Annotated in this window: 20 protein-coding genes; 11 read left to right on the top strand and 9 right to left on the bottom strand. The window is 57.5% G+C overall.

Annotation, left to right across the window (positions count from 1 at the left end; genetic code table 11):
• Positions 1–5 precede the first annotated feature (5 nt).
• The 5 genes from UIA24_RS07130 to UIA24_RS07110 all read right to left on the bottom strand — a co-directional run bounded on the left by UIA24_RS07130 (position 6) and on the right by UIA24_RS07110 (position 5,398).
• Positions 6–1,046: a heme-dependent oxidative N-demethylase family protein gene (locus tag UIA24_RS07130; protein WP_099773217.1), complete on the bottom strand. Its 1,041-nt coding sequence runs from the start codon at positions 1,044–1,046 to the stop codon at positions 6–8.
• A 13-nt stretch (positions 1,047–1,059) separates the two neighbouring features.
• The gene (locus UIA24_RS07125; protein WP_330522497.1) at positions 1,060–2,028 is read right to left on the bottom strand and encodes a PDR/VanB family oxidoreductase; all 969 of its coding nucleotides are present in this window, start codon (positions 2,026–2,028) and stop codon (positions 1,060–1,062) included.
• On the bottom strand, positions 2,025–2,627 hold the full coding sequence (locus UIA24_RS07120; RefSeq protein ID WP_330522496.1) for a dimethylamine monooxygenase subunit DmmA family protein: 603 nt from the start codon (positions 2,625–2,627) through the stop codon (positions 2,025–2,027). The genes UIA24_RS07125 and UIA24_RS07120 overlap by 4 nt, the downstream gene beginning before the upstream one ends.
• A 255-nt stretch (positions 2,628–2,882) precedes the next feature.
• Positions 2,883–4,337, bottom strand: a complete 1,455-nt coding sequence (locus UIA24_RS07115; protein WP_099773214.1) for a sigma-54 interaction domain-containing protein — start codon at positions 4,335–4,337, stop codon at positions 2,883–2,885.
• Positions 4,334–5,398, bottom strand: a complete 1,065-nt coding sequence (locus tag UIA24_RS07110) for a PAS domain-containing protein (RefSeq protein ID WP_256587546.1) — start codon at positions 5,396–5,398, stop codon at positions 4,334–4,336. The genes UIA24_RS07115 and UIA24_RS07110 overlap by 4 nt, the downstream gene beginning before the upstream one ends.
• A gap of 435 nt (positions 5,399–5,833) precedes the next feature.
• Between UIA24_RS07110 and UIA24_RS07105 the strand changes: the two genes are divergently transcribed.
• Entirely contained in the window at positions 5,834–6,262 is a 429-nt protein-coding gene (locus UIA24_RS07105; RefSeq protein WP_065760509.1) for a GNAT family N-acetyltransferase, read from the top strand.
• Between the two features lie 200 nt (positions 6,263–6,462).
• Here UIA24_RS07105 and gyrB read toward each other — a convergent pair whose 3' ends face one another.
• Genes gyrB through dnaA form a run of 4 tightly spaced genes read right to left on the bottom strand, consistent with a single transcriptional unit; the run spans position 6,463 to position 12,658 of the window.
• Positions 6,463–8,880 carry a DNA topoisomerase (ATP-hydrolyzing) subunit B gene (gyrB, locus tag UIA24_RS07100; protein ID WP_065759559.1) on the bottom strand — a complete coding sequence of 806 codons (2,418 nt, stop codon included), beginning with the start codon at positions 8,878–8,880 and terminating at the stop codon, positions 6,463–6,465.
• A gap of 4 nt (positions 8,881–8,884) precedes the next feature.
• Positions 8,885–9,988: a DNA replication/repair protein RecF gene (gene recF / locus UIA24_RS07095; RefSeq protein WP_065759560.1), complete on the bottom strand. Its 1,104-nt coding sequence runs from the start codon at positions 9,986–9,988 to the stop codon at positions 8,885–8,887.
• 20 nt (positions 9,989–10,008) lie between these two features.
• Positions 10,009–11,112, bottom strand: a complete 1,104-nt coding sequence (gene dnaN, locus UIA24_RS07090) for a DNA polymerase III subunit beta (protein WP_065759561.1) — start codon at positions 11,110–11,112, stop codon at positions 10,009–10,011.
• Positions 11,113–11,152: 40 nt separating this feature from the next.
• Positions 11,153–12,658: a chromosomal replication initiator protein DnaA gene (gene dnaA / locus UIA24_RS07085; protein WP_065759562.1), complete on the bottom strand. Its 1,506-nt coding sequence runs from the start codon at positions 12,656–12,658 to the stop codon at positions 11,153–11,155.
• 582 nt (positions 12,659–13,240) lie between these two features.
• Here dnaA and rpmH point away from each other — a divergent pair.
• The 10 genes from rpmH (at position 13,241) to UIA24_RS07035 (ending at position 22,456) form a co-directional block, all read left to right on the top strand.
• Entirely contained in the window at positions 13,241–13,375 is a 135-nt protein-coding gene (gene rpmH / locus UIA24_RS07080; RefSeq protein ID WP_002551315.1) for a 50S ribosomal protein L34, read from the top strand.
• Positions 13,376–13,388: 13 nt separating this feature from the next.
• Positions 13,389–13,790, top strand: coding sequence for a ribonuclease P protein component (gene rnpA, locus UIA24_RS07075; protein ID WP_065759563.1), 402 nt, complete (start codon positions 13,389–13,391; stop codon positions 13,788–13,790).
• The gene (yidD, locus tag UIA24_RS07070; protein ID WP_099776493.1) at positions 13,783–14,028 is read left to right on the top strand and encodes a membrane protein insertion efficiency factor YidD; all 246 of its coding nucleotides are present in this window, start codon (positions 13,783–13,785) and stop codon (positions 14,026–14,028) included. The genes rnpA and yidD overlap by 8 nt, the downstream gene beginning before the upstream one ends.
• Positions 14,029–14,030: 2 nt before the next feature.
• Positions 14,031–15,704 (top strand): membrane protein insertase YidC, encoded by a 1,674-nt coding sequence (gene yidC, locus UIA24_RS07065; RefSeq protein WP_065759564.1) that lies wholly within the window; start codon positions 14,031–14,033, stop codon positions 15,702–15,704.
• An 83-nt stretch (positions 15,705–15,787) separates the two neighbouring features.
• A complete protein-coding gene (gene mnmE / locus UIA24_RS07060; protein ID WP_065759565.1) occupies positions 15,788–17,158 on the top strand; it encodes a tRNA uridine-5-carboxymethylaminomethyl(34) synthesis GTPase MnmE in 1,371 nt (456 codons plus the stop codon).
• A 515-nt stretch (positions 17,159–17,673) separates the two neighbouring features.
• Positions 17,674–19,566 carry a tRNA uridine-5-carboxymethylaminomethyl(34) synthesis enzyme MnmG gene (gene mnmG, locus UIA24_RS07055; protein ID WP_330522495.1) on the top strand — a complete coding sequence of 631 codons (1,893 nt, stop codon included), beginning with the start codon at positions 17,674–17,676 and terminating at the stop codon, positions 19,564–19,566.
• A 5-nt stretch (positions 19,567–19,571) separates the two neighbouring features.
• On the top strand, positions 19,572–20,207 hold the full coding sequence (gene rsmG / locus UIA24_RS07050) for a 16S rRNA (guanine(527)-N(7))-methyltransferase RsmG (protein WP_176717420.1): 636 nt from the start codon (positions 19,572–19,574) through the stop codon (positions 20,205–20,207).
• Between the two features lie 18 nt (positions 20,208–20,225).
• Entirely contained in the window at positions 20,226–21,017 is a 792-nt protein-coding gene (locus UIA24_RS07045; RefSeq protein WP_065759568.1) for a ParA family protein, read from the top strand.
• A 9-nt stretch (positions 21,018–21,026) separates the two neighbouring features.
• Entirely contained in the window at positions 21,027–21,899 is an 873-nt protein-coding gene (locus tag UIA24_RS07040) for a ParB/RepB/Spo0J family partition protein (protein WP_065759569.1), read from the top strand.
• Positions 21,900–22,048: 149 nt separating this feature from the next.
• On the top strand, positions 22,049–22,456 hold the full coding sequence (locus UIA24_RS07035) for a F0F1 ATP synthase subunit I (protein WP_065759570.1): 408 nt from the start codon (positions 22,049–22,051) through the stop codon (positions 22,454–22,456).
• Positions 22,457–22,460 lie beyond the last annotated feature (4 nt).

Here is a 22,460-nt window from a genome sequence, read left to right as displayed (position 1 = left end):
CACACTTATCCAGCCTTGGCCACCTCCTCATCTTGGCCGTCGTCAAACTGCGAGAGCCATTCAACGGCGGCATCGCGGTACCGGGTGAAGCCCTTGTAGTCCACCAGTTCCTGATTCAGGGTCTTGAGCACGCGGTGCATGCGCTTGGCCCAGGCTGGGTTGGTGGCGATGTCTTCCAGGTTCAGCAGGTAAGTGCGAATCGGGAAGACGATGGCGTTGCTGCGCGGCAGGCGGTGCAGAGGTTGCAGTTCAATGCGCAGATAAACCAGCTTGCCGGCGTTCTCGGCGGTGACCGTGGTGCGGTCAGGCGCCCAGTCCGGCAGGCTTTCGGCAGAGACATCGAGCCGAGGATTGACCGTCAGCGACCAGTTCAGGCGGCGTACCGGATGGCCGCAGCGCAGACGCAGAAGGAACTTCAGCGCACGGTCGAGCATGCCGGTTTCTTTCAGCAGCGGCACCGGGCCGTGAAATTCGTGCCAGGCCATGCCGAGGTTGAAACGCAGCGAGTAGTCGGCGCGCTGGGTAGCGATACCGGCGCCCCAGTAGAGGGTGCCGTCACGCTCTTCCTGCAGTACCCAATCGCCCTGAGCCTGGCGGGTGATGTACTCCATTGGCTCATAGGGCAAGGTGGACGGATCACCGAAGGTAAAGGTGTCATCGATGTTCAGCAGCGTGTTGGTCCAGTGCCAGCGAGTGCCGTCCTTTTCCAACGTGAAGTACTCGGGGTAGTCGCTGGCGTAGGACTCCATGATCAGCTCGAGCAGGTCCCACTGCGCTTCCATCATGTGCGGCGCCGACACGTAGTGCATGCCCGGATCTTTCTCCAGCGTGATCGCACGGTCACGGCACTCGCTGATGTAGTGCTCATCGATGTCGAAGACGGCCTTCAGCGCACCGTCGCCCACCGACACGTGAGGCTCCAGGTTCATTGAGTACATGTACTCGTCGTCCGGGAAGGGGAAGGGCGCACGGGCGATGCACTCGGGGCTGTTCGCGTAGGTGTAGTCGTCGCGGTAGGTTTCGTCGGGTCGGAACTGGATGGTCATGGTGGTTCTCCGTTCAGCAGTCGATGACCAGCCGCGAGCACTTGGCACGCGACACGCAGGGCATGATTTTTGTGTTGGCGGCCTTGTCTTCGTCGGACAGCCAGTCGTCGGTGTGGACGATTTCGCCGTCGAGTTCGAGCACGCGGGTTTCGCACTCCCCGCAGGCGCCGCCACGGCACAGGTAAGGAATCGAGTGGCCGGCCGCTTCAGCGGCTTCCAGCAGGCTCTGGTCAGGCGACACTTCGATGGTCGCGCCGCTGCGCGCCAAGGTAACGCTGAAGGCCTCGCCGACACTGCCTTGTTCTAGAAAGCGCTCGTAGTGAATGTGGCTATCGGTCCAGCCTTGGGCATGGGCACTGTCGATGGCATCCTGGATCATGGATTCAGGGCCGCACACATACAGGTGGCTGCCCAGCGGGCGAGCGGCGACGACAACCGAGATATCCAGGCGCTGGCCGATATCGTTGCGATACAGGCGTACGGCATCGCCATACTCGCGCACCAGCTCTTCGCCCAAGCGTGCGTGCTCGGCACCGCGTACGGCCAAATGCACCTCGAACGGCGTGCCACGCAGACGCAGTTCGGCCAGTTGCGAACAGACCGGGGTAATGCCGACACCACCGGCGATGAACAGGTGCAGACGAGCATGCTTGCTCAGCGGGAACAGGTTCACCGGGCGCAGGATTTCCAGCACATCACCTTCGTTCACGGCTTCGTGCATCCGCAGTGAACCGCCACGCCCCTCGTCAACACGGCGCACGGCGATCTGGTAGGCACTGGAGTCGTACGGCGAACTCATCAGCGAGTAGGCATTGCGGTAGGTGCCGTTTTCGTGAGGGATCAACACCACCACGTTGCTGCCGCCCGAGAAGGGCGGCAGGTGCGCGCCATCGGTGGCCACCAGGGTAAACCGCTTGATTTCCGGTGTGACAGCTTCGATGCGGGCAACCCGCACATTCAGGGTTCCGTTGCTCAAGCTCATGTGTCGAGCTCCTCTGCTTCTGGCAATTCGCCGGGGACTTCGGCGTCGGCCTTCACGGCCTGGAAGGCGGCGAGACGGCGGGAATAATGGTCACGCACCACCAACATTGCGTTGCAGCCAGGGCACTGGAACACGCGCTGGGTGACGTTCTCGGTGTAGCTGTCGCAGTGCACGCACCAGATACGACGGACGAACGACCCGGCATGCTCGCGGAGCACCTCGTCACTGTTCATGTCGTAGCGGGTGGCCACCTGCATGGCGGTACCGATGAAGCTCTCCGAGCCCGAAAGGTAGAGCCGGGTGCCCATGCGGGCATTGCCCAGGATGCGCTCCAGATCCGCCACCAACTCATGATTGCTGGGGTACACACGCAGCTCGGCGACCTGCCGCTGCTGCAGTTCGGCGAGGTAGTCCAGGCCGGAGAAGGATTCCTGTGAATAGAGCAGAGTGGTCTGCATGCCTTGCTCGGACATCTCGTCCAGCAGACGCAGCATGGCGCGGCCACCGCTACCCTGGCCTGCGACGAGGTGGCGGATTCCACCCGGCAGGGGGCGCAGTTGGTCATAGACCGGCCGACTCTTGATACCTGTGATCAGCATTGTTGTTTTACCTCCAGGACCGCCAATGCCCGATAGGGCATTCAGCATCGATGCAATGACCCATCAGCTGGATGGGTTGCAGGCTGCTGTTGCACATGCTGTGCCAATTTTTAAGTCACTGAAATTTATGGATTTTTATTATTCGCAGGCATGAACGTAGGCAAAAATAGCGTGTGCCGTAGGCATTCTTGCAGCGGTATGGGAGGCGGCGGAGGGGGAAATTGCAGCAGACGGCACATCCCTGTGCCGGGAAAATCAATCGCGTTGCAGCTTGCGAATCAGGGTACCGATATCAATGCCCAGTTGCTGGGCTGCCTTGCGTTTGCTGCCTTGGCTCTGGACTGCCTGGAGAATGAGCTGGCGCTCATAGCGCTGAACCTGCGCCTTGAGGCTTTCGCCCAGTTCGTCGTCGGCTGGCAGCTCTGTATCCGTCTCCTGGCGTGGAGTCGTTGGCCTGATGGAAATCGGTGCGATAAGCCCCAGCAGTTCCGGTGGCAGATGCTGTTCACTGGCCTCGTCATCAGCCAGCACAGCCAAGCGCTCAAAAATGTTCACCAGCTCGCGGATGTTGCCCGGATAGTCATAGCTCAGGAGCCGTTGACGGCAACCGCCGGATAACCGCAGCGTGGGCTGGCGGTCACGGTTGATGCGCATCAGCAGGATGTCCATGAGCACTGGCAGGTCTTCCAGGTGCTGGCGTAGCGGCGGGATCTCTACCGGCAGCACAGCAAGGCGGTAGTACAGGTCGGCACGGAACTCGCCGGACTCGACCAGCCGCCGCAAGTCCTTGTTGGTGGCGGCGATCACCTGGACTTGTACCGTCTTGCTCAATGGCGAGCCGACCGACTGAATACTGCCGTCTTCAAGGAACTTGAGCAGCTTGGCCTGGACATGCAGAGGGATTTCGCCAATCTCATCAAGGAACAGGGTGCCCCCTGAGGCGCTTTCGATGTAGCCGCGCTTGCCACTCTGCAGGGCACCCGTGAAAGCACCGCGCTCGTAGCCGAACATCTCCGACTCAAACAGGCTTTCCGGAATGCTGCCGCAGTTGACGTGAATGAAGGGCCGGTCGCCCCACCCCGCAGCGCGGTGGATATGCCGGGCAATGGCGGTCTTGCCAACACCGGGCTCCCCCAGCAGGAGCAAACGAGCGCGGCGGCGAAATGCACGTACGCCAGTGTCGGCGATGCTGGAGAGCAGCGGCGAGAGGTGCAAGGCGTTGTCCTGTGGATCGCCAAGGCCATTATTTTCCGCAGGGGCGAACGCCTGCTGCGACGTGCGACGAGGGCTCTCACGGCCTTCAAAATCGCGCTGCACCAATAGCGTATAGGGCTTTTCGTAAGCGCCGGTGGGAACCGCCTGAGTGCTGGTGAGGAACATGCGCCCATCGCGGGAGCGGGTCAAAGCGCTGTTACCACCACGTCCAACAGCTTGCTGGAAATCATCGAAGCTCACGGCCGAGCGCTGGAAGAACTCGGCATTGGGCAAGCCGATCGCGTCTTCTCGAGACAGGCGATTCACCCGCTCCGCGGCAAGATTGAGAAAGCGCACACGGGACTCACCATCGCACAGGATGATTGCCTCACTGAAGCTGTCCAACAGGGCGTGCAGCGCAGGGGTTTCCAACAGTGCGGAAAGCACTTCGCTGCTGACATTGACCGAAGATCGCATGCCCATCTTCAGGGGCGGCAAGAGACTTTTCTCGATCATGGATGCAGCTCGCCGTTGTGCTGGATAGTGCGCTCCGCCGCGCGCAGCACTGCCACCTTCCAGGCCACGCCTTCTTGCATGAGGATGCGCGAGCAGTGGACATTGAACAGTTGCAGGTGACCACTGAGATTGATCAAGTGCAGACTGTGCCAGGTGCGTTCAGGCAGCGACCGGTCGAGCAGGGCGTGGGCGATGCTCGCACCTTGGGTGATGCCGAAGGCCTGCTCAAAGGCGGCGTTACGCCACCGCGGTTGCAGCTCTTCGTCGATCACCAGCACAGCGTCCGGTACCGCGTCGAAGACCCGGCGCAAGGCATCGATACGCTGCTCAGCATCGTGCTGCATACGCAGCTCCTGGCTGACGTCACGGATGCTGCCCCACATACGCAACAGGCGACCGTCGTGGATGGCGGCACGGACATCGTTCTCCACATAGGCAGGGGAACCATCGTGGCGGCGGTCCACCGAAAGCGCGCCGTCGACACAAAAATCGGTTTCCACCAGGCGCCTTACGAACTCTTCGTTGGCCGGGCTGCGCGGCCAGTAAAGCCGCACCGGCTGCTGATTAAAGTCGACGTCCGCCGGCATCTCGTAAACATCCGCCATGGCACGGTTACACATGCGCCAGTAAGAGCGGTTTTCGAACACCTGACGGACGACTTCATCGGGTGTCTGGGTAATGTCCACCGCTTCAGCGAACTCGATGCACCAGTACGCCACCTTGGCGCTGTAGAGCATCTGGGTCATGACTTCGTTGGCGTTCTGCAGTTCACTCAAGCGGTGACTCAACGAGCCCAGCGGTATAAACACGAGGTGAATACTGGGAGCGTCGGCGTCACGCCATTCGAGGAAGCCGCTGGCTAGCACGGGAAACAGGCTTGTGCTGTGACGGATGAACGTAAGCGCCAGGCTGCTCAGCTTTTCATCTGCCGGCGGGCAGGAAAACAGTTTACGCAGAAGGTGCGTGGATTCAGCAGTGAAGATGCTTTCGATGCTGCAGTTCTGCATCTCTACCGGTGAGTAACCGAGTTGGTCACTCAACGACGAAGAGACGTTGGTCATGCGTCCACTTTTACAGACCGTGCAGCTAAGTAGGGCACCCCGATCAGCGAGGGTTTGAATAAGCGACATGTGTGCGTCCGAACAGTGGAAATGGGCTCGGGGCTAGATGCGCACAATGCATGCCAACCTCAAGCAGCAGAAAGACCAAGGCTCTCAGCGAGAAAACGCCCCCCGCTGCTGCATTTTCGCAGCACCTGACCTCAAAAATGCAAACCCTCCCTGGCAGGCGTGCTGAGGGAATTTGATTTCCGAACGCACACAAAAAAGGCCAATTCAGAGAATTGGCCTTTTACGTCACTATTCACGAGATTAGCAGATCATCTGCTTTGTACTCACGGGCAACCGGCAGACGTTGAGGAGGGGAGTTTCATCACCACAAGCGTTTGCAGCCATGAGAGTATTTGTTCTTCCCAAAAACGCCACACAGGAGAGTGTATGACGGATAACACTTACAGCTTCAGCTTGGGTGCTGACGCCGAGGCCATGGCGGTAGTGCGCCAAGGCCTGGAACACTTCAATGTGGGGCAGATTGGCCCCTATACCTATGCGGATTTCCAGCTCTATGCCCGCGATAGCAGCGGCCAGGTCGTTGGCGGTCTATTCGGCCACAGTGGGATGGGCTGGCTCTACATTGACTATTTTTGGTTGAACGACACCCTGCGCAGCCACGGCCTGGGCCGCAACTTGTTGAAGCGGGCAGAAGAAGAAGCACGACGCCGGGGCTGCCAGGGCGTTTTTCTTTATACCTACAGCTTCCAAGCACCCGACTTCTATCAGAAGCAGGGCTACCAGGTGATGGGCGTGCTGGAAGACTGCCCACCTGGACACCAGCGTTACTACCTGAAGAAGCAACTGAAGGACTGAGGAAACGCTGAAGAAGACGAGCCAGATCCGGTGAGATGCGCTGATCCAGTCGCACTCGTTTTCCAATGAAGCGGATGACTGTGTGAGTAAAAAAGCCCGCTTGCGCGGGCTTTTTCAGCTAACCGACCTAGCTCCAAAGAGTGAGCTTGGCCGGTCATTTTTTGTGGGACCATACACCGGTTCTGAGAGCCTACAGCTAATCAGAAGTCCAGGTTGGACACTGCCAGTGCGTTGCTCTCGATGAACTCACGACGCGGCTCGACCGCATCGCCCATCAAGGTGTTGAAGATCTGATCGGCAGCGATCGCGTCTTCGATGGTCACCCTGAGCATGCGACGCACGCTTGGGTCCATGGTGGTTTCCCACAGTTGGTCCGGGTTCATCTCGCCCAGCCCTTTGTAGCGCTGGATGGTGTGGCGCTTGGTGCTTTCAGTCATCAGCCAGTCAAGGGCTTCCTTGAACTCGGTAACGGCCTTCTTGCGCTCGCCACGTTGAACATAGGCGCCGTCGTCCAGCAGAGTGACCAACTGCGAACCCAGAGCAGTAACGGTTCGGTAGTCGTTACTGCCAAAGAAGTCACGGTTGAAGGTCACGTAGCTGGCCAAGCCGTGAGAGGTGATTTCCACTTCTGGCAGCCAGACATTACGCTCGCGGTCTTCACGCAGGCTGGCCTTGTAGACCAGGCCGGACTTCTCGCTGGTGCGCAGGCGCTCGTCGAACTTGGCCAGCCAGGCTTGCATCCCGGCATGGTCAGACAATTGTTCAAGCGATACCGCCGGCAGGTAGATGAAGTGCTCGGTCAGCTCCTGTGGGTACAGGCGCGACAGACGCTTGAGGGTCTTCATCACGGTGCGGAACTCGTTGACCAGACGCTCCAGCGCCTCACCGGAAATCCCCGGGGCCGAGTCGTTCAGGTGCAGGCTTGCGTCCTCGAGGGCCGACTGGGTCATGTACTCTTCCATGGCCTCGTCGTCCTTGATGTACTGCTCCTGCTTGCCTTTCTTCACTTTGTACAGCGGTGGCTGGGCAATGTAGATATAGCCGCGCTCAACCAGCTCCGGCAACTGACGGAAGAAGAAGGTCAGCAGCAGGGTACGAATGTGCGAACCGTCAACGTCAGCATCGGTCATGATGATGATGTTGTGATAACGCAGTTTTTCGATGTTGTACTCGTCGCGCCCGATACCACAACCCAAGGCAGTGATCAGCGTGCCGACTTCCTGGGAAGAGATCATCTTGTCGAAACGTGCTTTCTCGACGTTGAGGATCTTACCTTTGAGCGGCAGGATTGCCTGGGTCTTGCGGTTACGGCCTTGCTTGGCCGAACCACCTGCGGAGTCACCCTCCACCAGGTACAGTTCGGAAAGGGCAGGGTCCTTCTCCTGGCAGTCAGCCAGTTTGCCCGGCAGGCCGGCGATATCCAGCGCACCTTTGCGGCGGGTCATTTCCCGAGCCTTGCGCGCGGCTTCACGAGCACGCGCCGCGTCGATCATCTTGCCAACAACGGCCTTGGCTTCGTTCGGGTTCTCCAGCAGGAAGTCGGAGAAGTACTTGCCCATCTCCTGCTCCACTGCCGTCTTCACTTCAGAAGAAACCAGTTTGTCTTTGGTCTGGGAACTGAACTTCGGATCTGGAACCTTGACCGAGATGATCGCGGTCAGACCTTCACGGGCGTCGTCGCCAGTGGTCGAGACCTTGTTCTTCTTGGCCAGACCTTCCTGCTCGATGTAGTTGTTCAGGTTACGGGTCAGCGCCGAGCGGAAACCAACCAGGTGAGTACCGCCATCACGCTGTGGAATGTTGTTGGTAAAGCACAACAGGTTCTCGTTGAAGCTGTCGTTCCACTGCAGGGCAATCTCGACACCCACACCGTCTTCACGCTGGACATTGAAGTGGAACACCTGGTTGACCGGCGTCTTGTTGGTGTTCAGGTACTCAACGAATGCGCGCAGACCACCTTCGTACTTGAAGTGTTCGTCCTTACCGGAGCGCTCATCCTTCAGCAGGATGCCGACGCCCGAGTTGAGGAACGACAGTTCGCGAATACGCTTGGCCAGGATGTCCCAGCTGAAGTGGATATTCTTGAAGGTCTCAGCCGATGGCTTGAAGTGAATCTGGGTACCAGTCGTTTCACTTTCACCAACGATTTTCATCGGTGCCTGTGGAACACCGTGAACGTAGATCTGTTCCCAGATCTTGCCGCTGCGGCGAACGGTCAATACCAGTTGCTCAGAAAGGGCGTTTACTACAGAAACACCCACACCGTGCAGACCACCGGAGACTTTATAGGAGTTGTCGTCGAATTTACCGCCAGCGTGCAGAACGGTCATGATGACCTCTGCTGCGGAGACGCCTTCTTCTTTATGCACATCGACCGGGATACCACGGCCGTTGTCGCGGACGGTGATGGACTCGTCCGGGTGAATGATTACGGTGATGTCGTCACAGTGGCCAGCGAGGGCTTCGTCGATCGAGTTATCGACCACCTCGAACACCATGTGGTGCAGGCCGCTACCATCATCGGTGTCGCCAATGTACATACCGGGACGCTTGCGCACGGCATCCAGCCCTTTCAGCACTTTAATGCTGGAGGAGTCGTACGTTTGATTTTCGCTCATGCCTTCACTCCCGATGGTCGTGGGTCTGGGTGATACGGCCCTGTTCCACGTGGAACAAGGCAACTGGCGTTTCCGTCTGCCAGCCTTCCCTCAATAATTCGTGATCTACACAGGTGATAAATACCTGGCAGCGTAATTCTTCCAACAAACGACAAAGCGCGTGGCGGTGCTGCTCATCCAACTCGGACGGCAAGTCATCCACCAGATAAATACACTGACCTCGCCGAGCCTGGCTGACCAGATGGCCTTGGGCGATACGTAATGCGCACACCACTAGCTTTTGCTGGCCCCGGGAGAGAATCTCCGCGGCGTTATGCCCGCCTAGCCTCAAGCGCAGATCCGCACGTTGCGGCCCGGCCTGGGTGTGGCCCATTTGCTGATCCCGCTGCAGGGAGCTGGCGAGAACTTCACTAAGCTCCCGATCCTTGTCCCAACCGCGGTAATAGCTGAGGGTCAATCCTTCAAGCTCGACCAACTCACTCAAGGTTTGCTCGAAAACCGGCTTCAAGGCTTTGATGTAAGTACGGCGGTATTCATCCAATTCCGCACTGGCCAGGCACAATTCCCGGTCCCATGCCGCTTGCGAAACCGGATCAAGTGTACCATGCCGCAACCATGAGTTCCGCTGCCGCAGGGCCTTCTGCAGTCGCTGCCAGGTTCCCATGAAGCGAGGTTCCACGTGGAACACCCCCCAATCGAGAAACTGCCGGCGGATTTTCGGAGCGCCCTCAAGGAGGCGAAAGCTGTCCGGATTGATCAATTGCAACGGCAGAATTTCAGCCAATTGAGCCGTGCTACGGGCATTCTGCCCGTCGATACGAATAGTGAACTCCCCTTGGCGATCCCGGGAAATACCCAGGTTACTTGAACCACCCTCGGCCAATTCAACCTGACCGAACACGGTACAGGCCAACTGTTCATACTGAATAACCGGGTTCAAACGTGTGCTGCGGAAGGAGCGGGCAAGACCCAACAAATGGATCGCTTCAAGAACGCTGGTTTTTCCGCTGCCGTTGGCGCCATGCAGAATGTTGATGCGGGGGGAGGGGGAGAATGTCACCGGGTGCAGGTTACGCACCGCGGTGACAGAAACGCGACTGAGGGACATCTAGACTATGCGAGACAAGGTTACAGACGCATCGGCATGACGACGTATGCGGAATCGTCATTGCCTGCTTCCTGCAGCAGGGCACTGCTGTTGGAGTCAGACAGAATCAGACGAACCTGCTCGGTGGTCATGACACCCAGTACGTCCAACAGGTAGCTGACGTTGAAACCGATTTCCAACGAGCTGCCGTTGTAGTCGACGCTGATTTCCTCTTCCGCTTCTTCCTGCTCCGGGTTGTTCGCCTGAATCTTCAGCTGGGCATTGGCCAGTTGCAGACGAATACCACGGTACTTTTCGTTGGACAGAATTGCGGTACGGCTGAATGCCTCACGCAGTGCCTGACGGTCGCCCACTACCAGCTTGTCGCCGCCCTTGGGCAGCACGCGCTCATAGTCCGGGAACTTGCCATCGACCAGCTTCGAGGTGAACGTGAACTCGCCAGTGGTTGCACGGATATGGTGTTGGCCAAGCACAATGCTGACAGTGCCCTCAGGCTCGGTCAGCAGACGCGCCAGCTCAAGAATACCCTTGCGTGGCACGATCACCTGATGACGATCTGCTTGATCAATGTTTGCGCTCATCGAACACATTGCCAGGCGATGGCCATCGGTAGCAACGGCTCGCAGTGTGCCTGTGGATACTTCCAGCAGCATACCGTTGAGGTAGTAACGAACATCCTGTTGCGCCATGGCAAAGCTGGTGCGCTCGATCAATCGGCGCAGCTTGCTTTGCTCCAGGGTGCAGGTCAGCGAACCAGGGCCTTCCTCGACTGTCGGGAAATCGTTGGCAGGCAGGGTCGACAGGGTGAAGCGGCTGCGACCCGCCTTGACCAGCAGCTTTTGCTCATCGACCTTGATGTCGATCAGCGCATCGCTCGGCAGGCTTTTGCAGATGTCCATCAGCTTGCGCGCAGGTACCGTGATCTCGCCTGGTTCGGCAGGCTCTTCCAATTGCACACGGCCAACCAGTTCCACTTCCAGGTCGGTACCGGTAAGCGACAGTTGTTGGCCTTGGACAACCAGCAGCACGTTGGACAATACCGGCAAGGTCTGACGGCGCTCGACGACGCCTGCGACCAGTTGCAGGGGTTTCAACAGGGCTTCGCGTTGAATGGTGAAATGCATGGTCTAGTCCCTTGCCTTTAATAAGCTGCGCTGACAGTCATCACGTTGTCAGCGTCCGCAGCAGGTTCTTGTAGTCCTCGCGGATATCCGCGTCGGATTCCTTGAGTTCGTTAATCTTGCGGCACGCGTGCAACACTGTGGTGTGGTCACGACCGCCAAATACGTCGCCAATTTCAGGCAAGCTGTGGTTGGTCAGTTCCTTGGACAACGCCATCGCCACTTGTCGTGGTCGCGCGACCGAGCGGGAACGCCGCTTGGACAACAGATCGGAGATCTTGATCTTGTAGTACTCGGCAACGGTGCGCTGGATGTTATCCACACTCACCAGTTTGTCCTGCAGCGCCAGAAGATCCTTGAGCGACTCCCGAATCAGTTCAATGGTGATGTCACGGCCCATGAAGTGCGAATGGGCAATAACCCGCTTGAGCGCACCTTCAAGTTCACGGACGTTGGAACGAATCCGCTGAGCGATAAAGAACGCCGCATCGTGCGGGAGATCGACCTTGGCCTGATCGGCCTTCTTCATCAGGATCGCCACCCGCGTCTCCAGCTCCGGTGGCTCGACGGCAACCGTCAATCCCCAACCGAAACGAGACTTCAGGCGTTCTTCCAGGCCTTCGATTTCCTTCGGGTAACGGTCACTGGTGAGAATGACCTGCTGACCGCCCTCAAGCAAGGCGTTGAAGGTGTGGAAAAACTCTTCCTGCGAACGCTCTTTACGGGCAAAGAACTGAATGTCATCGATCAGCAGCGCATCGACCGAACGGTAGAAACGCTTGAATTCGTTGATGGCATTGAGCTGCAGCGCCTTCACCATATCCGCAACAAAACGCTCGGAATGCAGGTAGACAACCTTGGCATTCGGATTTTTCTTGAGCAGGTGGTTACCCACAGCATGCATCAAGTGCGTTTTACCCAGGCCAACGCCCCCATAAAGGAAGAGGGGGTTATAGCCATGTTTCGGGTTGTCGGCCACTTGCCAGGCAGCCGCACGGGCCAACTGGTTGGATTTACCTTCGACAAAGTTCTCGAAGGTAAAGGTACGGTTCAGGTAGCTGGTGTGTTTCAACGCACCTTCAACCTGCACGGTTCGTTGTTCGGCCCGGCCGCCAGAAGCAGGGGGGGCGTTGTTTTCCCCCATGGCATCGAAGCTATCGCGTGAAGGCGCATCCTCGATTTGAGCCACAACTGGCGCAGCGATCGGTTCAACGACCGGCGGGGCGACTTGAGCGGCTTGCGCCTGGGAAGCGGCAACAGCGGCCGCCAGCGGCGCATTGGGCGCAGCGCGAGGCGCAGAGCTGCGTCTGCTGCCTATTAATAAGGAAAGCGCTGGCGCAATGCCGTTGCCCTGTTCGCCTAGCAGTTCGAGCAGACGCCCAAGGTACTTCTCATTGACCCAATCGAGAACGAAACGGTTGGGCGCATACACGCGCAACTCGTCGCCTTCGGCTTCGACCTGTAGCGGACGGATCCAGGTGTTGAATTGCTGGGCAGGCAGTTCATCGCGCAGAAGCTCTACGCACTGCTGCCAAAGTTCCACTGACACGGATATCCCCTGAGTTTGAAAGCCGGTGAGGCAAAAACAAGCAGCCATTGTACCCGACCGGCCGCGCAGTTATCCACATGCCGATGCGATGAGCGTGGTGATAGATCAGCGACTTAGTGAACAAAATGATGCCGGAGGGGTGTGAATAAGCCCTGTGGATAACCGCGCCTGAGGTCTTTGCACAAGTCCGGGTCGAAATCTGTTGATAACTCGCGTGTTGATAACTCGCTTTTTTATCCACAGATTTTCCGAGCGTTCGGCACAGCCAGAGCACCGCTTCCCGACAAGGTTTAAATTCTCTGTACGCCATGAAAATAAAGGCCTGTAGAACCTTATCCACAGAATTCTTCTACATAAGCTTTATAAGATTTACAGAAAAGCTTTAAATAATTCCTCTCTCTTTTTTTATGTTTAGGTCTGAACGCTGTACCTCGACACGTTCACACCCAACCCCCACCCACGTGACCACCTATAAGGAAAAGCTGGTTGGAAATTGACCTATGGCCTTGCTTTCTCTAGAATCGCCGATCTCTTAAAACGGGGGCCATTCCGGCCCGTAGTCGACGAACCAGGTAACACGCCATGAAACGTACTTTCCAACCAAGCACCATCAAGCGCGCTCGCACTCACGGTTTCCGTGCCCGTATGGCCACCAAGAACGGTCGTGCCGTTCTGTCGCGTCGTCGTGCCAAAGGCCGTAAGCGTCTGGCCGTTTGATCATTCGGCACAGGTGGTGAGTCAGGACTTCAGTCGGGAAAAGCGTCTGCTGACCCCCCGACATTTCAAAGCGGTCTTCGACTCCCCAACCGGCAAGGTTCCAGGCAAGAATCTTTTGCTCCTTGCCCGCGAGAACGGTCTGGATCATCCCCGCTTGGGGCTTGTGATCGGGAAAAAGAGCGTCAAGCTCTCCGTTCAGCGAAATCGACTCAAGCGATTGATGCGCGACTCATTCCGCCTTCACCAAGATCTATTGGCAGGTTGGGATATCGTTATCGTTGCGCGCAAAGGCCTGGGCGAGATCGAAAACCCAGAATTGCACCAACATTTTGGCAAGCTCTGGAAGCGTCTTGCGCGTAATCGGCCCGCTCCAGCGCCAACCGAATCCGTAGGGGTAGACAGTCCAGATGCGTAAACTGGCACTCGTTCCGATCCAGTTTTACCGTTACGCCATTAGTCCTCTGATGGCCAATCACTGTCGTTTCTACCCCTCCTGCTCCTGCTACGCACTCGAAGCCATTGAGTCTCATGGTCTTCTGCGTGGCAGTTGGCTGACCGTTCGTCGACTGGGGCGTTGCCATCCGTGGAACCCTGGTGGATACGACCCGGTTCCGCCCGCTTCTTCTTCCCGTACTTCTTCGATAGCCGAGTAATCATGGATATTAAACGCACGATCCTGATCGTCGCCCTGGCAATCGTGTCTTATGTCATGGTTCTTAAGTGGAACCAGGACTACGGACAGGCAGCCTTGCCGACCCAGAACGCCGCCACCGCGCCGGCGTTGCCGGACACCGCGCGGGCCGCAAGCAATTCCGCCAGTGCCGATGTTCCGAGCGCCAACCCCGAGTCGAATTCGACCGAACTGGCCCCGGTTGCCATCAGCAAAGACCTGATTCGGGTCAAGACCGATGTTCTTGATCTGGCTATCGATCCCAATGGTGGTGATATCGCGCAGCTGATGCTGCCGAAATACCCGCGCCGTCAGGACCATCCCGATATTCCGTTCCAGCTGTTCGACAACGGCGGCGAGCGTGTTTACCTGGCGCAGAGCGGCCTGACCGGTACCAACGGCCCGGATGCTCGTCCATCTGGTCGCCCGCTGTACGCTACCGAACAGAAAAGTTATCAACTGGCCGATGGTCAGGATCAACTGGTCGTCGACCTGAAGTTCAGCGACAACGGCGTCAACTACATCAAGCGCTTTACACTCAAGCGCGGTGAGTACGACCTGACGGTCAGCTACCTGATCGACAACCAGAGCGGTCAGGCCTGGAGCGGCAACCTGTTTGCCCAGCTCAAGCGCGATGCCAGCTCGGATCCGTCCTCGAGCACTGCCACCGGTACTGCCACTTACCTGGGCGCAGCCCTGTGGACAAGTGCAGAGCCGTACAAAAAAGTGTCGATGAAAGACATCGACAAGGGCAATCTGAAAGAAAATGTGTCTGGTGGTTGGGTAGCCTGGCTGCAGCACTACTTCGTGACGGCCTGGATTCCGAACAAGTCTGACAACAACATCGTTCAGACGCGCAAGGACAGCCAAGGCAACTACATCATCGGTTTCACTGGCCCGACACTGGAAGTCGCTGCAGGTGGTAAAGCCGAAACCAGCACCATGCTGTATGCCGGTCCGAAAATTCAGTCCAAGCTCAAGGAGTTGTCCCCAGGCCTGGAACTGACCGTCGACTACGGCATTCTCTGGTTCATTGCCCAGCCAATTTTCTGGCTGCTGCAACATATCCACAGCCTCCTGGGTAACTGGGGCTGGTCGATCATTGTCCTGACCATGCTGATCAAGGCACTGTTCTTCCCGCTGTCGGCTGCCAGCTATCGTTCGATGGCGCGCATGCGTGCCGTGGCACCCAAGCTTGCTTCGCTGAAAGAACAATTTGGCGATGACCGGCAGAAAATGTCGCAGGCCATGATGGAGCTGTACAAGAAAGAGAAGATCAACCCACTGGGCGGCTGCCTGCCGATCCTGGTGCAGATGCCAGTCTTCCTTTCGCTGTACTGGGTGTTGCTGGAAAGCGTGGAAATGCGCCAGGCACCTTGGATGTTCTGGATTACCGACCTGTCGATCAAGGATCCGTTCTTCATCCTGCCGATCATCATGGGCGCGACCATGTTCATTCAGCAGCGTCTGAACCCAACACCTCCGGATCCGATGCAGGCTAAGGTGATGAAGCTGATGCCAATCATCTTCACCTTCTTCTTCCTGTGGTTCCCTGCAGGTCTGGTGCTGTACTGGGTTGTGAACAACGTGTTGTCCATCACTCAGCAGTGGTACATCACCCGTAGCATCGAAGCGGCTAGCAAGAAAGCTGCTGCATAACGGGTTAGCCAGCTAACCTGTGGATAAACGCCCCCTCGTGGGGCGTTTTGCTATCTGTCGTTTTTGTCGTGAGGCCGTCGATCATGAATACTCCGCGTGAAACCATCGCTGCCATCGCCACCGCCCAAGGGCGCGGAGGGGTAGGGATTGTGCGTATCTCCGGCCCCTTGGCGAGCCAAGCCGGGTTGTTGATCGCTGGCCGGACACTAACCCCACGCTACGCGCATTACGGGCCGTTTCGCGGCGACGATGGCCAGGTCATCGACGAAGGGCTGGCGTTGTACTTCCCTGGACCGAATTCGTTTACCGGTGAAGACGTACTCGAACTCCAGGGGCACGGTGGCCCGGTGGTGCTGGATATGCTCTTGCAGCGTTGCCTGCAGTTGGGCTGCCGACTTGCTCGCCCTGGTGAATTCAGCGAGCGTGCTTTTCTCAACGACAAGCTTGACCTGGCGCAGGCTGAAGCAATTGCCGATCTAATCGAGGCCAGTTCTGCACAAGCGGCACGTAACGCCTTGCGTTCGTTGCAGGGTGAGTTTTCCCGACGTGTGGATAAACTCACCGAGAGGTTGATCAACCTGCGCATCTACGTGGAAGCAGCCATCGACTTCCCTGAAGAGGAAATCGACTTCCTTGCCGATGGCCATGTCTTGAGCATGCTTGATCAGGTACGTGCGGAATTATCCACAGTACTGCGCGAAGCCGGGCAGGGGGCCTTGCTGCGCGATGGCATGAACGTGGTTATTGCCGGGCGCCCCAACGCGGGCAAATCCAGCCTGTTGAACGTGCTCGCCGGTCGCGAGGCAGCCATCGTCACTGATATTGCCGGTACTACCCGGGACATTCTTCGTGAACATATCCACATCGATGGCATGCCGCTGCATGTCATCGATACCGCCGGTTTGCGTGACACCGACGACCATGTGGAAAAGATTGGTGTAGAACGCGCACTGAAAGCCATTGGCGAGGCCGACCGGGTATTGCTGGTGGTGGATAGCACCGCACCTGAAGCCAGCGATCCATTTGCGCTCTGGCCAGAGTTCCTTGATCTGCGCCCGGATCCAGCCAAGGTCACCCTGATTCGCAACAAGGCGGACCTCAGTGGTGAGCCGATCACCATGACGCACAGCGATGATGGCCATGTCACCATTACCTTGAGTGCCAAGGATACGGACATGGGGCTTGATCTACTGCGCGAACACCTCAAGGCCTGCATGGGTTATGAACAGACCGCCGAGAGCAGCTTCAGCGCTCGCAGGCGCCATCTGGAAGCGCTCCGCCAGGCCAGCGACAACCTTGAACACGGTCGTGCACAGTTGACCCTGGCTGGCGCTGGTGAGCTTTTGGCTGAAGACCTGCGTCAGGCACAACAAGCACTTGGTGAAATCACCGGTGCATTCAGCTCTGACGACTTGTTGGGCCGAATCTTCTCCAGCTTCTGCATCGGCAAGTAAGCACCTTATCCACAGTCGGCTCAGTTTCGAGCCGACTGCTGCGCGTCATCTCCCGCCTTTCTCTCCCGACACGAATGCCTTCACAGGTCACGCCTGAGGATTTTTCCTGCCCGTGTGCTGGCTACCTGTGAATTAAGCCCTGTGGAAAACTCACCTTCAGCTCCGTTGATAACTGGCCTTCAAGGTTGGAGATAACCTGCGCTGTGGGTAACTAGCCATTTGATCCACAGGCTTAAAGCGCTTATCCAGAACGCTCAGACCCACTAGATCACAGGCTTATAAATCGCTGTACATGACGTAGATAAAGGCCTGCAGCACTTTATCCACAGAAAGGTGGCTGCATAAGAATAAACATAAAAACAAAGCTTTAATAAATTTCTCTCTTTAATTTCTATTGCCTGCCACTCATCCACAGGCTGGTTAAATTTTGTGCAAAAGGTTCCTTTAGAGGGGGGGAAGTCCCTATACTTGTCGGCTATCCCTTATTTATTCGCGAAACAGGCACGAGGTGCGTGGTGGATTTCCCTTCCCGTTTTGAAGTGATCGTCATCGGCGGCGGCCATGCCGGTACCGAGGCTGCGCTTGCGTCAGCACGCATGGGTGTGAAAACCCTGCTGTTGACCCACAACGTGGAAACCCTCGGTCATATGAGTTGCAACCCGGCCATCGGTGGTATTGGCAAAAGCCACCTGGTCAAGGAAATCGATGCACTCGGTGGCGCAATGGCGCTGGCAACCGACAAGAGTGGTATCCAGTTCCGCGTTCTGAACAACCGCAAAGGTCCGGCAGTACGTGCCACCCGTGCACAGGCAGACCGTGCGATCTACAAGTCGGTAGTGCGCGAGATCCTTGAGAACCAACCCAACCTGTGGATATTCCAGCAGTCGTGCGACGACCTGATCGTCGAGCAGGACCAGGTGCGTGGTGTGGTCACTCAAATGGGCCTGCGTTTCTTCGCCGATGCAGTGGTACTGACCACCGGTACTTTCCTTGGTGGACTTATCCACATCGGTTTGCAGAACTACTCCGGTGGTCGTGCCGGTGATCCACCGTCGATTGCCCTGGCACATCGCCTGCGTGAATTGCCATTACGGGTTGGTCGTCTGAAAACCGGCACTCCGCCGCGTATCGATGGCCGCTCTGTGGATTTCTCGGTGATGACCGAACAAGCGGGTGACGCGCCTACCCCGGTGATGTCGTTCATGGGGTCGCAGCAGATGCACCCGCGCCAGGTCAGTTGCTGGATTACCCACACCAATGCCCGCACCCACGAAATCATTGCGTCGAACCTTGATCGTTCGCCAATGTATTCCGGTGTCATCGAGGGTATTGGCCCGCGTTACTGCCCTTCGATCGAAGACAAGATTCACCGCTTTGCGGACAAGGAGAGCCATCAGGTCTTTATCGAACCTGAAGGCCTGACGACACACGAGCTGTATCCGAACGGGATATCCACATCCCTGCCATTCGACGTGCAACTGCAGATCGTTCGCTCGATCCGCGGCATGGAGAATGCGCACATCGTTCGTCCGGGTTATGCCATCGAGTACGATTACTTCGATCCACGAGATCTCAAGTACAGCCTTGAAACCAAAGTGATTGGCGGCCTTTTCTTTGCTGGCCAGATCAACGGCACCACCGGCTACGAAGAAGCCGGTGCACAAGGATTGCTGGCCGGGACCAACGCCGCATTGCGTGCACAGGGCCGTGAAAGCTGGTGCCCGCGCCGCGATGAAGCGTACATCGGTGTGTTGGTCGACGACCTGATCACCCTCGGTACTCAAGAGCCGTACCGCATGTTCACTTCTCGGGCCGAGTACCGGTTGATCCTGCGTGAAGACAACGCCGACCTGCGTCTGACCGAAAAAGGTCGCGAACTGGGCCTGGTCGACGACGCCCGTTGGGCGGCCTTTACCGCTAAACGCGAAGGTATCGAGCGCGAAGAACAACGTTTGAAAAGCACCTGGGTACGCCCTGGTACGGCGCAAGGCCAAGCCATTGCAGAGAAATTCGGTACGCCGCTGAGCCATGAGTACAACCTGCTCAACCTGCTCACCCGTCCGGAAATCGATTACGCCGGTTTGATCGAAGTCACCGGTAGCGAAGGCATTGATCCACAAGTTGCCGAGCAGGTCGAAATCAAGACCAAGTACGCCGGCTACATCGATCGCCAGCAGGAAGAAATTGCTCGTCTGCGTGCCAGCGAAGATACCCGTCTGCCCGAGGATATCGACTACACGAACATTTCCGGGCTTTCCAAGGAAATTCAGAGCAAACTCAGCCAGACTCGTCCGGAAACATTGGGTCAGGCTTCGCGTATCCCTGGCGTAACCCCGGCAGCAATTTCACTCTTGCTGATTCACCTGAAAAAACGCGGCGCAGGCCGTGAGTTGGAGCAAAGCGCTTGAGTTCCATGGTCACCCCTCAACATGCCGAAGAGTTGTCCACAGGCGCCCGCGAACTGGGCGTCGAGTTGAGTGCCAGCCAGCAGGAGCAACTGCTGGCGTACCTGGCACTGCTGATCAAGTGGAACAAGGCGTATAACCTGACCGCTGTGCGTAACCCGGACGAGATGGTTTCCCGTCATTTGCTCGACAGCCTGAGTGTAATGCCGTTTATCCACAGCGAGCGTTGGCTTGACGTCGGCAGCGGCGGTGGCATGCCCGGTATTCCATTGGCTATCCTGCATCCGGAAAAGCAGGTCACGGTGCTCGACAGCAATGGCAAGAAAACCCGCTTCCTGACTCAGGTAAAGCTGGAATTGAAACTGGATAACCTGCAAGTTATCCACAATCGGGTTGAGGCGTTCCAGCCGGAGCGCCCTTTCACCGGAATCATTTCGCGTGCTTTCAGCAGCATGGAAAACTTCACTAACTGGACGCGGCACCTGGGGGATACCCAGACGCAGTGGCTGGCAATGAAAGGGCTGCATCCAGCTGATGAGCTGGTAGCATTGCCGGCAGATTTCAAAGTGGATAGCGAGCAGGCCTTGACCGTACCGGGTTGCCAAGGCCAGCGCCATCTGCTGATACTGCGCCGCACGGCATGACTGGGAACACAAGCAAGAATGGCTAAGGTATTCGCAATCGCGAACCAGAAGGGTGGTGTGGGTAAGACCACCACCTGTATCAATCTCGCAGCATCGCTGGTGGCGACCAAGCGCCGCGTGCTGCTGATCGATCTCGATCCACAGGGCAACGCCACCATGGGCAGTGGTGTGGATAAACACGTCCTGGAACATTCGGTCTATGACCTGTTGATCGGTGAATGCGATCTGGCCCAGGCCATGCGCTTCTCCGAGCACGGTGGTTATCAACTGCTGCCGGCCAACCGTGACCTGACCGCCGCCGAGGTGGTGTTGCTGGAAATGCAGATGAAGGAGAGTCGCCTGCGTACCGCGCTGGCGCCGATCCGTGAAAGCTACGACTACATTCTCATTGATTGCCCGCCGTCGTTGTCGATGTTGACCCTCAACGCCCTGGTCGCGTCCGATGGCGTGATCATTCCGATGCAATGTGAATACTTTGCGCTGGAAGGTTTGAGTGACCTTGTGGATAACATCAAGCGGATTGCCGAGCGGCTTAATCCACAGCTGAAGATCGAAGGCTTGCTGCGGACCATGTATGACCCGCGCCTGAGCCTGATCAACGATGTATCGGCGCAGCTCAAGGAGCATTTCGGTGATCAGCTGTACGACACCGTGATCCCGCGCAACATTCGCCTGGCCGAGGCACCAAGCTTCGGCATGCCGGCGCTGGCCTATGACAAGCAATCGCGCGGTGCCTTGGCCTACCTGGCCCTGGCCGGTGAGATGGTGCGTCGCCAGCGTCGTCAATCTCGCACTGCACAAGCAACTTAAGGAATCCGTATGGCCGTTAAGAAACGAGGTCTCGGACGTGGGTTGGATGCACTGCTGAGTGGTCCGACTGTCAGCGCGCTCGAAGAGCAGGCTGTCAAGGTCGATCAGAAAGAACTGCAACACCTGCCGCTCGACCTGATCGAGCGCGGGAAGTACCAACCTCGCCGCGACATGGATCCGCAGGCGTTGGAGGAATTGGCGCACTCGATCCGTAGCCAGGGTGTCATGCAGCCGATCGTGGTTCGTCCGATCGCTGACAATCGCTATGAAATCATTGCGGGTGAGCGCCGCTGGCGCGCCAGTCAGCAGGCCGGCATGGATACCATTCCGGCAATGGTTCGTGATGTACCCGATGAGGCGGCCATCGCAATGGCCCTGATCGAGAACATCCAGCGCGAGGACCTCAACCCGGTGGAAGAGGCGATTGCCCTGCAACGGCTGCAGCATGAGTTCCAGCTGACCCAGCAGCAGGTTGCCGATGCCGTGGGCAAGTCGCGGGTTACCGTGGCCAACCTGTTGCGCTTGATCACCCTGCCGGAAGTCATCAAGACCATGCTCTCTCATGGCGATCTGGAAATGGGCCATGCACGTGCATTGCTCGGATTGCCGGATGAGCAACAGGTTGATGGGGCGCGACATGTTGTCGCACGTGGACTGACGGTGCGCCAGACTGAAGCACTGGTCCGTCAGTGGCTCAATGGCAAGCCTGAACCGGTCGAACCGGCCAAGCCTGATCCGGACATCGCACGCCTTGAACAGCGGCTCGCAGAGCGGCTGGGCTCGGCTGTCCAGATCCGTCATGGGAACAAGGGCAAAGGCCAGTTGGTGATTCGTTATAACTCGCTGGATGAGTTGCAGGGCGTCCTTGCTCACATCCGCTGAAACAATTCCTGTTGTAGCGCACAGTCGGAAATCACTACCCAGCAGTTGAATAGGGGTTAAACCGCCCCTATACTCTGCGCGCATTTTGTCGGCACAAATTATGCCAAGTCAGAGTTGACGGGTTGGCCGACTTTTGAGGAGCAGTTGTGATGGAAACCCGCACGCCAAACCGCTTGCCTTTCCATCGCTGGGCGGTTTTTCCGGTACTGCTGGCTCAGTGTGTCGTGTTTCTGTTGGCAGCCTTGGCGTTGTGGCAGTGGCGCGGGGCAGTCGACGGATATTCAGGCCTCTGCGGAGGGCTGATTGCCTGGCTACCGAATGTGTACTTTGCTTGGAAGGCTTTTCGGTTTACCGGAGCCAGGGCAGCGCAGGCCATCGTCAAGTCGTTTTACGCTGGCGAGGCAGGCAAATTGATTTTGACGGCAGTGCTGTTCGCGCTGACGTTTGCAGGAGTGAAGCCATTGGCGCCATTAGCAGTATTCGGCGTCTTTCTGCTGACCCAGTTGGTCAGCTGGTTCGCGCCCCTGCTAGTGAAAACAAGACTTTCGAGACCTTAGGGCG

Source organism: Pseudomonas sp. AL 58 (assembly GCF_036348395.1).
Taxonomy (GTDB): domain Bacteria; phylum Pseudomonadota; class Gammaproteobacteria; order Pseudomonadales; family Pseudomonadaceae; genus Aquipseudomonas; species Aquipseudomonas defluvii.
Note: the sequence above shows the minus strand (reverse complement) of the source record. Positions and strands in the feature narration are given on the sequence as shown.